This is a genomic window from Micromonospora sp. PLK6-60 (assembly GCF_019890675.1).
Taxonomy (GTDB): domain Bacteria; phylum Actinomycetota; class Actinomycetes; order Mycobacteriales; family Micromonosporaceae; genus Micromonospora.
The window spans coordinates 177,697-190,883 of sequence record NZ_JAIOAA010000007.1; the positions used below are offsets into that span (position 1 = coordinate 177,697).

Sequence of the window (13,187 nt, forward strand, 5' to 3'; positions counted from 1 at the left end):
GTGAGGTCAAGTTGGTAGGGCGCGGATGAGGTACCGCCGGCTCCGAGGTCGAGACCAGCCGGCCCAGCGCGGTCGCCCCGGACCGACCATGAGCGGCCCTCGGCCACCGTGGTCAGCCCGGGCCTCAGCCGCTCCGGCCACCGTGGTCAGCCCAGGCCTCAGCCGCTCCGGCGAGCTGCGGTCAGCCCCGGCGCCTCAGCGCGGTTCGGCGAACCGACGCGGTCAGCCGGCCTGGCCCGGGGTCGGGCCGGGGACCGGGGTGTCGGCGAAGGAGGCCACCGTCCGGTCGGCGTACGCGCTGACGTCGCCGGTCTCCATCGGGCCGTCCCAGGTGGTGGGCAACGGCACCGACACGGCCGGGTTGACCCGCCGGACGATCTCGTCCAGCACGGTCTCCGCGTCGCCGACCCACAGGTGCTTCGCGCCGGGTACGCCGATCACCTCGGCCTGCGGGATGGCCGCGAACCGCTGCCGCGCCTCGTCCGGCCGCAGGTAGTCGTCGAACTCGGGCACCAGCGCGGTGACCGGCTTGCCGGACTCCGCCCAGACGGCCAGGTCGTCCGGCTGGGAGAAGCGCAGCGGCGGGGAGAGCAGGATCGCCCCGGCCACCGCCGGGTCGCAGCCGTACTTCAGGGCCAGGTCGGTGCCGAACGACCAGCCGAGCAGCCAGACGTTCGGCAGCTCGTGGAACTCGGCGTACTCGATTGCGGCGGCCACGTCGAAGCGCTCGCCCACCGCGGTGTCGAAGGCTCCCTCGCTGGTCCCCCGGACGCTGCTGGTGCCCCGGGTGTTGAACCTGAGCACGGCCAGGTCGGCCAGTGCGGGCAGCCGCCACGCCGCCTTGCGCAGCACGTGGCTGTCCATCATCCCGCCGTGGGTGGGCAGCGGGTGGAGGCAGACCAGGGTGGCCACCGGGTCCTGGTCGGCCGGGCGGGCGAGCTCACCGACCAGGCGCAAACCGTCGGCGGTGTGCAGCTCGATGTCTTCGCGGTGCCCGGGCAGGATCGAGGATGCTCGGATCGGTGTGCTCACCGCTCAAGTTTCGCCCCTCGCGGCGTCCGCCGCCGGTCGGGGCGGGAACGGTTGTGATCCAGGTCGCGCCGCGACGGCGCGGACGGGGGTCTCAGCACGCCGCGACGGCGCGGGGACGAGGGCTCAGCGCGCCGCGACGCGGGCGTCAGCCGTACCGGGGGGCGCCGCGACCGCGCTGGATCGACGGGCCACGCCGGTCCCGGGCCCGCCAGCAGCCGCTGTGCCAGTGCCGCCGGTCGCTGAGGTCCCCCGAGCCGTCCGCCGGCCACGCCACCAGGTGCGCCACCCCGGGGCGGATCTCCTGGTCGCAGCCGGGGCAACGGTACGTCTTGACCGACGCCCCGCCGCCGATGCCGCGGACCTGCCACTCGCCGTCGCGCCACTGCTGGACGGAGGCGACACCCTGGCGCACCCGGTCGGAGTCCAGCTGGGCCTGCTCGTCCCGGCGGGGACGGTTGCGACGAGGGCTCACGCCGTCCAGCGTACGACCCGGCGACCGGGCCGGCCCGGGGCGGGCGTACGCCCCGGGCCGGCCCGGTCCGGTCAGTCCCAGCTCTCCGGGCGGGTCGGGTCGGCGACCCGGGCCCCGCCGAGCAGCACCCGCGCGTCCCGCTCGTCGAAGCCGTACGTGGGCCAGCCCCAGTTGGCCTCCAGCCGCGTCTTGGCGAGGCCCAGCAGCTCCAACTCGCCACCGGTTCGCTGCGGATCCCCGTCGACGGGCGACGCCGCCGGCCCGGGCACGAGGTACGCCGGCCTGCCGTCGATCTCGGTGTTCCCGGCCCGCGGCGCACCGCCCGCCTCGACCGCGTACCGGTAGGAGAGGCGCATCCACCTGTCACCGGGACGGGTCACGTTGACGTTGACGGTGACCAGCTTCGGGAAGCGGCTCGCGTCGACCTGGCAACTGGAGAGCCCGGCGCCGTCCGGCAGGCGGGTGAGCCGGACCGGGCCGCCGCAGCGCCGGGCCTCGTCCAGCCGCAGCGCCTGCGCCGCCACGGTCAGCCCGGCGTCCGTGTCGGCCGGGACGACGGCGCGGGCGTACACGCCGGGCGCGGGGCGCCAGTGCCGGACCTGGATCGGCCGGCCCTCGGCGGTGAGCCGGATGGTCCGGCCGTCGAACGCCGCCTCGGTGGCGAGCTCCCCCACCGACACCGGCAGGAGCTCGACGCCGTACCCCCGCAGCGTCGCCGAGGAACTGGCCAGGTCCACCGTGACGGTCCGGCCGTCACCGGCGTCGAGCTGCACCGTCTCCACCCCGCCCCCGACGCCCCAGCCCAGGTAGCGGACCTTGGCGGGGTCCACGCCGAAGTGCAGCATCCCCGGATCGGTGCCGATCGTCTCGGGCGCGGCGGCGGCCCCGGGCGCGTCGCGGACCAGGGCCGGGACCACCGCGGGCACGGCCGGGCCGGCCGCGGTGAACGGCCGGCCGACACCGGGCAGGCCCGGCCCGACGGCGAGGCCGCCGAGCAGCGCCAGCACGGCCAGCCCGCTGCCCGCCACCGCCCGCCGGCGACGCCGGCGGCGGCGCCCGACGGCCACCGCCCGGGCGGTGAGCCCGCCGGGGTCCACCGGCCCCTCGGCGCGCTCCCGCAGAATGTCGCTGATCCGCTGGTCCAGGTCGGTCACGGTCGGCTCCCGTGGGTCATCGGGGCGCCGACGCGCTCCCGGAGGTGGGCGAGGGCCCGCATCGCGTGGGTGCGGACGGTGACCGGGGAGCAGTCCAGGATCTGCGCGATGGTGGGGTCGTCGAGATCCTCGTAGTAGCGCAGCACCAGCACGGCGCGCTGGCGGTCGGGCAGGCCCAGGATCAGCCGCCACAGCTCGTCCCGCTCGACCGCGTCCTCGTCGAGCCGGCCCCGCACGGGCCGGTCGGCGAAGGTGTCGGTGGCCAGCTCACGGTTGGACCGGCGCCGCCACCAGGAGGCGTTGGCGTTCACCAGCATCCGGCGCACGTACACGTCGGGCCGGTCCAGTCCGGCGATCTTCCGCCACCGCAGGTACGCGCGGGCCAGCACCTCCTGGGTAAGGTCCTCCGCCCGGTGCTCGTCGCCGGTGAGCAGCCGGGCCAGCCGGATCAGGGCCGGGCCGCGGCTGCCGACGTACTCCTCGAAGGTCACATCCCTCAGACGCCGTCACCGGCGTGTGGCGTTGACCCGGTCAGCGGTTGGTGTGGTCGCGGAACCCGCGGCCGCTCTTGCGGCCGAGGTAGCCGGCGGTGACCAGGTGCTCCAGCAGCGGCGCCGGGGCGAAGCCGGGCTCCCGCAGCTCCAGGTAGAGCTCGCGCTGGATGGCCAGCGAGACGTCCAGGCCGACCACGTCGAGCAGCTCGAACGGGCCCATCGGGTAGCCGCAGCCGAGCTTCATCGCGTGGTCGATGTCGTCGGCGGTGGAGTAGCTGGCCTCCAGCATCTTCACCGCGTCGTTCAGGTACGGGAAGAGCAGCGCGTTGACGATGAAGCCGGACCGGTCGCCGCAGACCACGCCGGTCTTGCCCAGCGTGGCGCAGACCGCGCGGGCGGTGGCGGTGGTCTCCGCCGAGGTACGGATCGTGCGGACCACCTCGACCAGCGGCATCACCGGCGCCGGGTTGAAGAAGTGCAGGCCGACCACGTCGGCGGGGCGCTGGGTGGCCATCGCCACGTCGATCACCGGCAGCGACGAGGTGGTGGTGGCCAGCACGACGCCCGGCTTGCAGATCTCGTCGAGGCTGGCGAACAGGGCCTTCTTGACGCTCAGCTCCTCGATCACCGCCTCGACCACCAGGTCCACGTCGGCCAGGTGCTCCAGGGTCGCCGACCAGGTGATCCGGCCGAGCGCGGCGTCCCGGTCGGCCTCGCTGAGCTTGCCCCGCACCACGCCCTTGTTGAGCGAGGTCTTGACCGCCTCGCAGACCTTGGCGGACTTCTCCGCGCCCCGGGTCACCGAGATCACCTCGTACCCGGCCTTGGCGAAGACCTCGATGATGCCGGTGGCCATGGTCCCGGAGCCGACCACGCCGACCTTCGCGATGGCCCGGCTGCCGTCGGCGAGCGCGGCGTCCGTGGCCAGCGGCGTCCACTCGTCGGGTACGACCTTCGGCGAGCCTGGCCGCTCGTAGGTGTAGAAGCCGCGGCCGGACTTCCGGCCGCGCAGCCCGGCGGTGACCATCTGCTTGAGCAGTGGGGCCGGGGCGTGCCGGCGGTCCCGCCCGCCGCGCCGGTACATGGTGTCCAGGATCTCGTACGCGGTGTCCAGGCCGATCAGGTCCATCAGGGCGAGCGGGCCCATCGGCAGCCCGCAGCCGAGCTTCATGGCGGCGTCGATGTCCTCGCGGCTGGCGTACTTCGCCTCGAACATCCCGACGGCGTGGTTGAGGTAGCCGAAGAGCAGCGCGTTGGCGATGAAGCCGGCCCGGTCGCTGATGGTGACGTCGACCTTGCCGAGCCGGGCGCAGAGCGCCTCCACGTCGGCCACCACCTCGGCGGAGGTGACCACCGTGCGGACCACCTCGACCAGCTTCATCACCGGGGCCGGGTTGAAGAAGTGGATGCCGATGACCTGGTTCGGCCGGGCGGTGGCGACCGAGATCTCGGTGACGCTCAGTGACGAGGTGTTGGTGGCCAGGATCGCCTCGGGCTTGCAGACCCGGTCCAGCTCGGCGAAGATCCGCTGCTTCAGGTCCAGGTGCTCGGGCACCGCCTCGATCACCAGGTCGACGGCGCGCAGCGCGTCCAGCCCCACCTGGAAGTCGACCCGGGCGTGCAGGGCGTCCCGGTCGGCCTCGGCGAGCTTGCCCTTGGCGACCGCCCGGTCGGTCGAGCCCTTGAGGGTGGCCCGGCCGCGCTCCAGGGCGGCGTCGGAGATCTCCACCGCCACCACGTCGATGCCGTTGCGGGCGAAGACCTCGACGATGCCGGCACCCATGGTGCCCAGCCCCACCACACCCACGCTGGTGAACTCGCGCGCCACGACCGGCCTCCCCCTGCTCGACTGCGCCGCTGCCGACATGAACGGCCGCTAAGGTTATGCGCCGGAGTCTGCCACGTGACGCTGTGTTGTCGAGAAGCCGTGGGATATTTCACGAGCGCGACGGCGGCCCGGGTGCCCTCGCCAGCGGGCAGCCCGGCCCGCGCTCAGGGGTGGGCGTCCGCGGGCGCGGGCGCCGACCGGGTCGGCTCGTCGTGCACCGGTCGGCGCGGCGCCGGCGGCACGGGCAGCGGCACCGTCATCCGCTGGCCCTGCGGCCCGGCGTCGAAGCGGAACCCGACCGGGTCGGTCCGCGCCACCCCCGGGTCGGAGAAGCGCAGCTCGCTGCGGCCCATCCGGACCACGTCCCCGTCGGCGAGCCACTCCGTCCCGGTGATCCGCCGGTCGTTGAGCCAGGTGCCGTTGGTCGAACCCAGGTCGACCAGGGACACGCCGTCGTCGGTCACCTGGACGGCGGCGTGCCGCCGACTCAGGTGCGGATCCTGCAGCACGATGTCGGCGATCGCGGCCGCCCGGCCGATCACCTGCTGGACCCGGCTGAGCCGGAAGCTCGTCCCGCGCATCGGTCCGTCGGCCACTCGTAAGGTCGGTATCAGTTCCGGATGATCCTGCATGGACAGCCAGCTCCCCACCACCGTCGTCCGCGATCAGCCTGCCACCTCACCGTAGTCGGCTGCTCCACCTGCCGGTCACCCCCCGGACTACCAGCGGTCAGCTTCCGGTCACCGAACCGGCCGGTCGCCACCGCCGGCGACCGGGCGGATGCCGCGGTCGAGCCGGCCCGCCCGGTGCGGCGGCGACGCCGCCCGGCCGGCCGCGCCGACCCCTACCGGCCGGTAATGCCCGGGTCTAGACTGCGGCCATGACGGCTGTTCATGTTCCCGGCACCCCGGCGATCGAGGACGGCCAGCTGGTCTCGACCAGCCCGGCCACCGGCGTCGAGGCCGGCCGGGTGCCGGTCACCGACCCGTCCGAGGTCGCCGCCGCGGTCGAGCGGGCGCGGGCGGCCGGCGCCTGGTGGGCCGGGCTCGGCTTCGCCGGCCGGCGGGAGCGGCTGCTGCGCTGGCGGTCCCTGCTGGCCCGGCGGATCGAACGGCTCGCCCAACTGGTCCACGACGAGGGCGGCAAGCCGGTGCCCGACGCGATCGTCGAGATCGCCACCGCGATCGAGCACATCGACTGGGCGGCCCGCAACGCGGGACGGGTGCTCGGCCCCCGCCGGGTCCGCTCCCGGCTGATCGTCGCCGAGTTCTCCGGCCACCTGGAATACCAGCCGTACGGGGTGGTCGGCGTGATCGGCCCGTGGAACTATCCGGTCTTCACCCCGGTCGGCTCGGCCGCGTACGCGCTGGCCGCCGGCAACGCGGTGGTCTTCAAGCCCAGCGAGTACACCCCGGCGGCCGGCCAGTGGCTGGTCGACAGCTTCGCCGAGGCGGTGCCGGAGCATCCGGTCCTCAGCGCCGTGCACGGGCTGGGTGACGTCGGGGCGGCGCTGTGCCGCTCGGGCGTGGACAAGGTGGCGTTCACCGGCTCGACGGCCACCGCGAAGAAGGTGATGGCCGCCTGCGCCGAGTCGTTGACCCCGGTGCTGCTGGAGGCCGGCGGCAAGGACGCCATGATCGTCGACAGCGACGCCGACCTGGACGCCGCGGCGGACGCGTGCGTCTGGGGCGCGCTGACCAACGCCGGGCAGACCTGCATCGGCATCGAGCGGGTGTACGCGGTCGAGCCGGTCTTCGACGCGTTCGTCGGCAAGGTGGTCGAGCGGGCCGGCCGGTTGACGGTGGGCGCCGACGGCGCCGACATCGGGCCGATCACCATGCCGGCGCAACTCGACGTGATCCGCCGGCACATCGACGACGCGCTCGCCCGGGGCGGTCGCGCCGTGCTCGGCGGGGCGGACGCGGTGCGGCCGCCGTACGTGCACCCGACCGTGCTGGTCGACGTGCCCGCGGACTCGGCGGCGGTCCGCGAGGAGACCTTCGGGCCGACGCTTACCGTCAACCGGGTCCGCGACGCCGACGAGGCCGTACGCCTGGCCAACGCCCTCCCGTACGGCCTGGGGGGTTCGGTCTTCGGGCGGGAGCGGGCGGTGGCGATCGCCCGGCGGCTGCGCTCGGGCATGGCGTCGGTCAACTCGGCGCTCACCTTCGCCGGGATGTCCACCCTGCCGTTCGGCGGGGTGGGCGAGTCCGGCTTCGGCCGCATCCACGGCGAGGACGGGCTGCGCGAGTTCGGCCGGCCCAAGGCGATCACCCGGCGCCGGGCCCGCTCGCTGCTGCCGTCGATGACCTTCGAGCGGACCCCGGGCGACGTGGCCCGCCTGGTCAAGGCCGTCAAGCTGATGTACGGCCGGCGCTGAGCCGGACGCGCCCAGGCCGGCGCGTTGCGAACGAGATCCCGGGCAGCGCGGACAGCCGACGCGCCGGGCGCGCCCGGGCCGGCGGCTCAGAAGAGCGTCAGCTCGTCGCGCTCGATGCCGCGCAGCTTGTCGTAGTCGACCACCACGCAGCGGATGCCCCGGTCGGTGGCGAGCACCCGGGCCTGCGGCTTGATCTCCTGCGCCGCGAACACCCCGGTGACCGGGGCGAGCAACGGGTCCCGGTTCATCAGCTCCAGGTAGCGGGTGAGCTGCTCGACGCCGTCGATCTCGCCGCGCCGCTTCACCTCGACCGCTACCGCGCCGGCGGCGGCGTCCCGGCAGAGCAGGTCGACCGGGCCGATGGCCGTCATGTACTCCCGACGGACCAGGGTGTAGCCCTCGCCGAGCACGCCCGGGTTGGCCGCCAGCAGCTCCTGCAGGTGCGCCTCGACGCCGTCCTTGCGCAGCCCCGGGTCGACGCCCAGCTCGTACGAGGTGTCCTGGAAGACCTCCTCCAGGGTGATCCGCAGCTCCTCGCCGGCCTTGTTCACCACCCGCCAGACGCCGGGCGCCTCCTCCAGCCGACAGGGCGGGCTCATCCAGTTCAACGGCTTGTACGCCCGGTCGTCGGCGTGGATCGACACCGACCCGTCCGCCTTCACCATCAACAGCCGGGTGGCCGGCGGCAGGTGGGCCGAGAGCCGTCCGACATAGTCCACCGAGCACTTCGCAATCACCAACCGCACCCGACGAGGGTAGCCGAGGGGCCGGCCGGCGCCGACGAGCGGCACTGGCGCGCCGGTGCGATCCTGAGATCGTGCTCGAAGTCCTCACCGGTTCCGGCCTGGCCGCCTCGGCCGGGCTGAACGCCTACATCCCCCTGCTCCTGATGGGCCTGCTGGCCCGCTTCACCGACCTGGTGGACCTGCCGAAGGGTTGGCAGTGGCTCGGCAACGGCTGGGTGATCGTGATCCTCGCCGCGCTGCTGGCCATCGAGGTGGTCGCCGACAAGGTGCCCGTCGTCGACCATGTCAACGACGTGGTGCAGACCGTGGTCCGGCCGACCGCCGGCGGCCTGGCCTTCGGCGCAGGGTCGAGTTCGGAGACCGTCACGGTAAGCGACCCGGACACCTTCTTCTCCTCGCACCAGTGGGTCCCGGTGGTGGTCGGCGTGCTTATCGCGCTCGGGGTGCACCTGCTCAAGTCGGCCGCCCGGCCGGTCATCAACGCCACCACCGCCGGCATCGGCGCGCCGGTGGCCAGCACCGCCGAGGACGCCACGAGCGTGGTGATGTCGGTGGTGGCGCTCCTGCTGCCGGTGCTGGTGCTGGTCTTCCTGGTCGGCCTGGTCGGCTTCCTCTTCTGGTTCCTGCGCCGGCGCAAGGACCGCCGCCGGGAGCGGGCGGCAGCCCGGGCCGCCGGCTTCCGGGTCTGACCCGAACGGCCGGTGGTCGCACCTCGGGGTGAGGGGCGTCTGAACGGCGGCGGGGAAAGGGTGCGAATGCCTAGGCTCGGGACAAAGCCTAGAGGAGGTCGCCGTGACCGCGTCGATGGAGATGCCCCGGGTGCAGGAGTGCGTGGCCACCTCCTGCGCCTACAACCAGACCAACGCCTGCCACGCCTTCGCCATCACCATCGGCAGCAGCGACCACGCGCACTGCCACACCTTCATCGACCTGCCGGTGCGCGGCGGCATCGAGACCCTGGTCGCCCAGGTGGGCGCCTGCCAGCGCGCCGACTGCCGGCACAACTCGGAGCTGGCGTGCCGGGCGCCGTCCATCCGGGTCGGCCCGGACAACGACGGCGCCGACTGCATGACCTACGCCGCCCGCTGACCCACTCCGCGCCGGCCGACCCGCGCTGACCTGGCCGGCGACGCCGGCCGGCCCGGTCGCAGCGGACGAGGGTCAGGTCAGGTCGTTGGCCTCGCGGATGACGGTGACCAGGTCGTCGATGATGCCGGTCAGGGCGAAGTCGCGGGGGGTGAAGACCCGGGCCACCCCGGCGGCCCGCAGCGCGTCGGCGTCCGGGGCGGGGATGATCCCGCCGACCACCACCGGCAGGTCGGGCCGACCGGCGGCGCGCAGCCCGGCCAGCACCGCCGGCACGGCGGCCAGGTGCGAGCCGGAGAGCACCGAGAGGCCGACCAGGTCGACGTCCTCCTCCACGGCGGCGGCCACGATCTGCCCGGCGGTCAGCCGGATGCCCTGGTAGACCACCTCGAAGCCGGCGTCGCGGGCGCGTACCGCGATCTGCTCGGCGCCGTTGGAGTGCCCGTCCAGGCCGGGCTTGCCGACCAGCAGCCGCAACCGGCCGCTGCCCAGCTCCCGGGCGGTGGCGGCGACCCGTTCGCGGACCGCCGCGAGCCCGGCGTCCCCGGCGGACCCGGCCGCGCCGGCCAGCCCGGTCGGCGCCCGGTACTCGCCGAAGACCGCGCGCAGCGCCCCGGCCCACTCGCCGGTGGTCACCCCGGCCCGCACGCAGGCCAGGGTCGCCGGCATAAGGTTCGTCGTGGTCGCGGCGTCCGCGCGCAGCCGGTCCAGCGCGGCGTCCACGGCCGCCGCGTCCCGGCCGGCCCGCCACTGGCGTACGCCGGCCGTGGCGGCCGCCTCGACCGCCGGGTCCACCTGCTCGATCGCCTCGGCGCCGGCCGCGGTCAGCGGGGACGGCTCGGTCTCGGTGAACCGGTTGACGCCGACCACCACGTCGTCGCCGGCCTCCATCCGGCGGCGGCGCTCGGCCAGCGAGGCCACCAGGGCGCTCTTGAGGTAGCCGGTCTCCACGGCGGCCACCACGCCGCCCAGTTCCAGCACCTTGTCCAGCTCGGCGCGGGCCCCGGCCACGATCCCCTCCACCAGGGCGGTCATCACGTGCGAGCCGTCGAACAGGTCCGGATATTCCAGCAGGTCCGACTCGTACGCCAGCACCTGCTGCATGCGCAGCGACCACTGCTGGTCCCACGGCCGGGGCAGGCCGAGCGCCTCGTTCCAGGCGGGCAGCTGCACGGCGCGGGCCCGGGCGTCGCGGGACAGCGTGACGCCGAGCATCTCCAGCACGATCCGCTGGATGTTGTTCTCCGGCTGCGCCTCGGTCAGGCCCAGCGAGTTGACCTGCACGCCGTACCGGAAGCGGCGCTGCTTCGGGTTCGTCACGCCGTAGCGGTCCCGGGTGATCTCGTCCCAGAGCACGCCGAACGCGCGCATCTTGGCGATCTCCTCGACGAAGCGCACCCCGGCGTTGACGAAGAAGGAGATCCGCTGGACCACGTCCCCCATCCGCTCGGCCGGCACCTGGCCGGAGTCGCGGACGGCGTCGAGCACCGCGACCGCGGTGGCCAGCGCGAAGCCGACCTCCTGCACCGGCGTCGCGCCCGCCTCCTGGAGGTGGTACGAGCAGATGTTGACCGGGTTCCAGCGCGGCATCTCCCGCAGCGTGTACGCGATGACGTCCGCGGTGAGCCGCAGCGAGGCGGCCGGCGGGAAGATGTACGTCCCCCGGGACAGGTACTCCTTGATGATGTCGTTCTGGGTGGTGCCGGCGCAGCGACTCAGCTCGGCGCCCTGCTCGGCGGCGACCGTGCCGTAGAGGGCGAGCAGCCACATCGCCGGCGCGTTGATGGTCATGGACGTGTTCGTCTCGCCCAGCGGCAGCCCGTCGAAGAGGGCTCGCATGTCCCCCAGGTGCGCGACCGGCACCCCGACCCGGCCCACCTCGCCGGCGGCCAGCTCGTGGTCCGGGTCGTACCCGGTCTGGGTGGGCAGGTCGAAGGCGACGGAGAGCCCGGTCTGCCCCTTGGCCAGGTTGCGGCGGAACAGCGCGTTGGTGGCCGCGGCGGAGGAGTGCCCGGCGTACGTGCGCATCACCCAGGGACGGTCGCGCTCCGGCAGCCGGGCCGGAAGAGCCTGCTCATCCATGGCCTTCTCATCCATGGCCGGAGTCTAAGTTACCGTTCAGTAAAACGGGCTGTGGAAAACAGCACAGGCCCATGGCGGGGACGACCGGGTGACCGGGGCGCGACATGGCCGACACCACCACACCCCGGGCCGCCGCCGCGCGCCGGGCCGTCGCACACTGGACGGCATGGAAGACGAGCTCGCGATCTCCGTACGGGGACTGCGCAAGGCGTACGGCGACAACGTCGCGGTGGCGGGGGTCGACCTCGACGTCCACCGGGGTGAGGTGTTCGCCCTGCTCGGCCCGAACGGCGCCGGCAAGACCACCACGGTGGAGATCCTGGAGGGCTACCGGCGGCGCGACGCCGGCGAGGTGAGCGTGCTCGGCAGCGACCCCGGCTCGCCGGCCGCCGACTGGCGGTCCCGGGTGGGCATCGTGCTCCAGGGCACCGGCGAGTTCGACGAGCTGACCGTCGGCGAGGTGGTCCGGCACTTCTCCGGCTTCTATCCCGACGCCGACGACCCGGACAAGGTGATCGAGCGGGTCGGGCTGGGCGCCAAGGCGAAGGCCCGTACGCACACCCTGTCCGGCGGCCAGAAGCGCCGCCTCGACGTGGCGCTGGGCATCATCGGCCGGCCGGAACTGCTCTTCCTCGACGAGCCGACCACCGGGTTCGACCCGGAGGCCCGGCGGGAGTTCTGGGAGCTGATCCGCGACCTCGCCGCCGCCGGCACCACCATCGTGCTGACCACCCACTACCTGGACGAGGCGGAGTCGCTCGCCGACCGGGTCGGGGTGATCGCCGCCGGCCGGGTGGTCGAGGTGGCCCCGCCCGACCGCCTCGGCGACCGGCAGGCGGCGCTGGCCACCGTCTCCTGGCGTACCCCGGACGGGACGCCGGAGTCGGCGCAGAGCGCGACGCCGACGGCGCTGGTGGCGGAGCTGGCCGCGCGGTACGGCGGCGAGGTCCCCGGCCTGACCGTGACCCGGCCGACCCTGGAAGACGTCTACCTGCGGATGATCGGACACTGATGACCACCACGACCAAGCCGGCGGCCCCGGTCACCGGCGCGCCGGCCCGGCGGCTCGGCGCGGGCGCCCTGGCGCTGCGCCAGGGCCGGCTGGAGCTGACCCAGTTCCTGCGCAGCCGGGAGTCCGTCGTCTTCACGATGGGCTTCCCGATCATCATGATCCTGATCTTCGCCGCCATCTTCAGCGACGAGATCGCCCCCGGGGTCAGCTACACGCAGTACTTCATCACCGGCATGATCGCGACCGGCCTGATGACCGTGAGCTTCCAGAACCTGGGCATCTGGATCCCGATCGAACGGGACCGGGGCGTGCTCAAGCGCTACCGGGGCACGCCGATGCCGAAGTGGGTGTGGTTCGCCGGCAAGGTGCTCATGGTGGTGGCCATCGGCATCGCCGAGACCGTCCTGCTGCTCGCCGTCTCCGTCGCCCTGTTCGACCTGGAGCTGCCCGCCACCGCCGCCAAGTGGGCCACCTTCGGCTGGGTCGCCGTCCTCGGCGTCACCGCCTGCACGCTCTGCGGCATCGCGATCTCCTCGCTGGCCCGTACGGCCCGCAGCGGGTCGGCGGTGGTCACCCCGGTGGCGCTGGTGCTCCAGTTCATCTCCGGGGTGTTCTTCGTCTTCACCAGCCTGCCGACCTGGATGCAGCAGGTGGCGGCGCTCTTCCCACTCAAGTGGATGTGCCAGGGCCTGCGCTCGGTCTTCCTGCCGGACAGCTTCGGCGCCCAGGAACCGGGCGGCTCGTTCGAGCTGGGCCGGGTCGCCCTGGTGCTGGCGCTCTGGTGCGTGATCGGCCTGGCCCTCTGCCTCACCACTTTCCGCTGGACCACCAAGCGCGACGGCTGAGGTGTAAGGAGGGGCCCCTTATTAACAGACGTCTGTTAATAAGGGGCCCCTCCTTA

Annotated in this window: 13 protein-coding genes; 5 read left to right on the forward strand and 8 right to left on the reverse strand. The window is 73.7% G+C overall.

Going from position 1 to position 13,187, the window contains the following annotated elements:
- Window positions 1–222: 222 nt before the first annotated feature.
- From K7640_RS16170 to K7640_RS16195, 6 genes are all read right to left on the reverse strand, one after another.
- Window positions 223–1,032 carry an alpha/beta hydrolase gene (locus K7640_RS16170; RefSeq protein ID WP_222955658.1) on the reverse strand — a complete coding sequence of 270 codons (810 nt, stop codon included), beginning with the start codon at window positions 1,030–1,032 and terminating at the stop codon, window positions 223–225.
- Window positions 1,033–1,177: 145 nt separating this feature from the next.
- Window positions 1,178–1,504, reverse strand: coding sequence for a hypothetical protein (locus K7640_RS16175; protein WP_222955659.1), 327 nt, complete (start codon window positions 1,502–1,504; stop codon window positions 1,178–1,180).
- A gap of 71 nt (window positions 1,505–1,575) precedes the next feature.
- The gene (locus K7640_RS16180; RefSeq protein ID WP_222955660.1) at window positions 1,576–2,658 is read right to left on the reverse strand and encodes a hypothetical protein; all 1,083 of its coding nucleotides are present in this window, start codon (window positions 2,656–2,658) and stop codon (window positions 1,576–1,578) included.
- Window positions 2,655–3,149 (reverse strand): SigE family RNA polymerase sigma factor, encoded by a 495-nt coding sequence (locus tag K7640_RS16185; RefSeq protein ID WP_222955661.1) that lies wholly within the window; start codon window positions 3,147–3,149, stop codon window positions 2,655–2,657. Before K7640_RS16185 ends, K7640_RS16180 begins: the two co-directional genes overlap by 4 nt.
- 40 nt (window positions 3,150–3,189) lie before the next feature.
- The gene (locus tag K7640_RS16190; RefSeq protein ID WP_222955662.1) at window positions 3,190–4,980 is read right to left on the reverse strand and encodes a 3-hydroxyacyl-CoA dehydrogenase family protein; all 1,791 of its coding nucleotides are present in this window, start codon (window positions 4,978–4,980) and stop codon (window positions 3,190–3,192) included.
- 164 nt (window positions 4,981–5,144) lie between these two features.
- Entirely contained in the window at window positions 5,145–5,576 is a 432-nt protein-coding gene (locus K7640_RS16195; protein ID WP_308042570.1) for an FHA domain-containing protein, read from the reverse strand.
- 284 nt (window positions 5,577–5,860) lie between these two features.
- Between K7640_RS16195 and K7640_RS16200 the strand changes: the two genes are divergently transcribed.
- On the forward strand, window positions 5,861–7,360 hold the full coding sequence (locus K7640_RS16200) for an aldehyde dehydrogenase family protein (protein WP_222955664.1): 1,500 nt from the start codon (window positions 5,861–5,863) through the stop codon (window positions 7,358–7,360).
- A gap of 86 nt (window positions 7,361–7,446) precedes the next feature.
- Here the strand turns inward: K7640_RS16200 and nucS are convergent, their stop codons facing one another.
- On the reverse strand, window positions 7,447–8,106 hold the full coding sequence (nucS, locus tag K7640_RS16205) for an endonuclease NucS (RefSeq protein WP_222955665.1): 660 nt from the start codon (window positions 8,104–8,106) through the stop codon (window positions 7,447–7,449).
- Window positions 8,107–8,177: 71 nt separating this feature from the next.
- Between nucS and K7640_RS16210 the strand changes: the two genes are divergently transcribed.
- Window positions 8,178–8,795 (forward strand): DUF4126 domain-containing protein, encoded by a 618-nt coding sequence (locus K7640_RS16210; protein ID WP_222955666.1) that lies wholly within the window; start codon window positions 8,178–8,180, stop codon window positions 8,793–8,795.
- Window positions 8,796–8,898: 103 nt separating this feature from the next.
- Entirely contained in the window at window positions 8,899–9,195 is a 297-nt protein-coding gene (locus K7640_RS16215; RefSeq protein WP_222955667.1) for a DUF1540 domain-containing protein, read from the forward strand.
- Between the two features lie 72 nt (window positions 9,196–9,267).
- Here the strand turns inward: K7640_RS16215 and K7640_RS16220 are convergent, their stop codons facing one another.
- Window positions 9,268–11,274 carry a protein meaA gene (locus tag K7640_RS16220; RefSeq protein ID WP_222955796.1) on the reverse strand — a complete coding sequence of 669 codons (2,007 nt, stop codon included), beginning with the start codon at window positions 11,272–11,274 and terminating at the stop codon, window positions 9,268–9,270.
- A 166-nt stretch (window positions 11,275–11,440) separates the two neighbouring features.
- On the opposite strand from K7640_RS16220, the gene K7640_RS16225 reads away from it, so the two are divergent.
- Both K7640_RS16225 and K7640_RS16230 read left to right on the forward strand, forming a co-directional pair.
- Window positions 11,441–12,286: an ABC transporter ATP-binding protein gene (locus K7640_RS16225; RefSeq protein ID WP_222955668.1), complete on the forward strand. Its 846-nt coding sequence runs from the start codon at window positions 11,441–11,443 to the stop codon at window positions 12,284–12,286.
- Window positions 12,286–13,131, forward strand: coding sequence for an ABC transporter permease (locus K7640_RS16230; RefSeq protein WP_222955669.1), 846 nt, complete (start codon window positions 12,286–12,288; stop codon window positions 13,129–13,131). The genes K7640_RS16225 and K7640_RS16230 overlap by 1 nt, the downstream gene beginning before the upstream one ends.
- Window positions 13,132–13,187 lie beyond the last annotated feature (56 nt).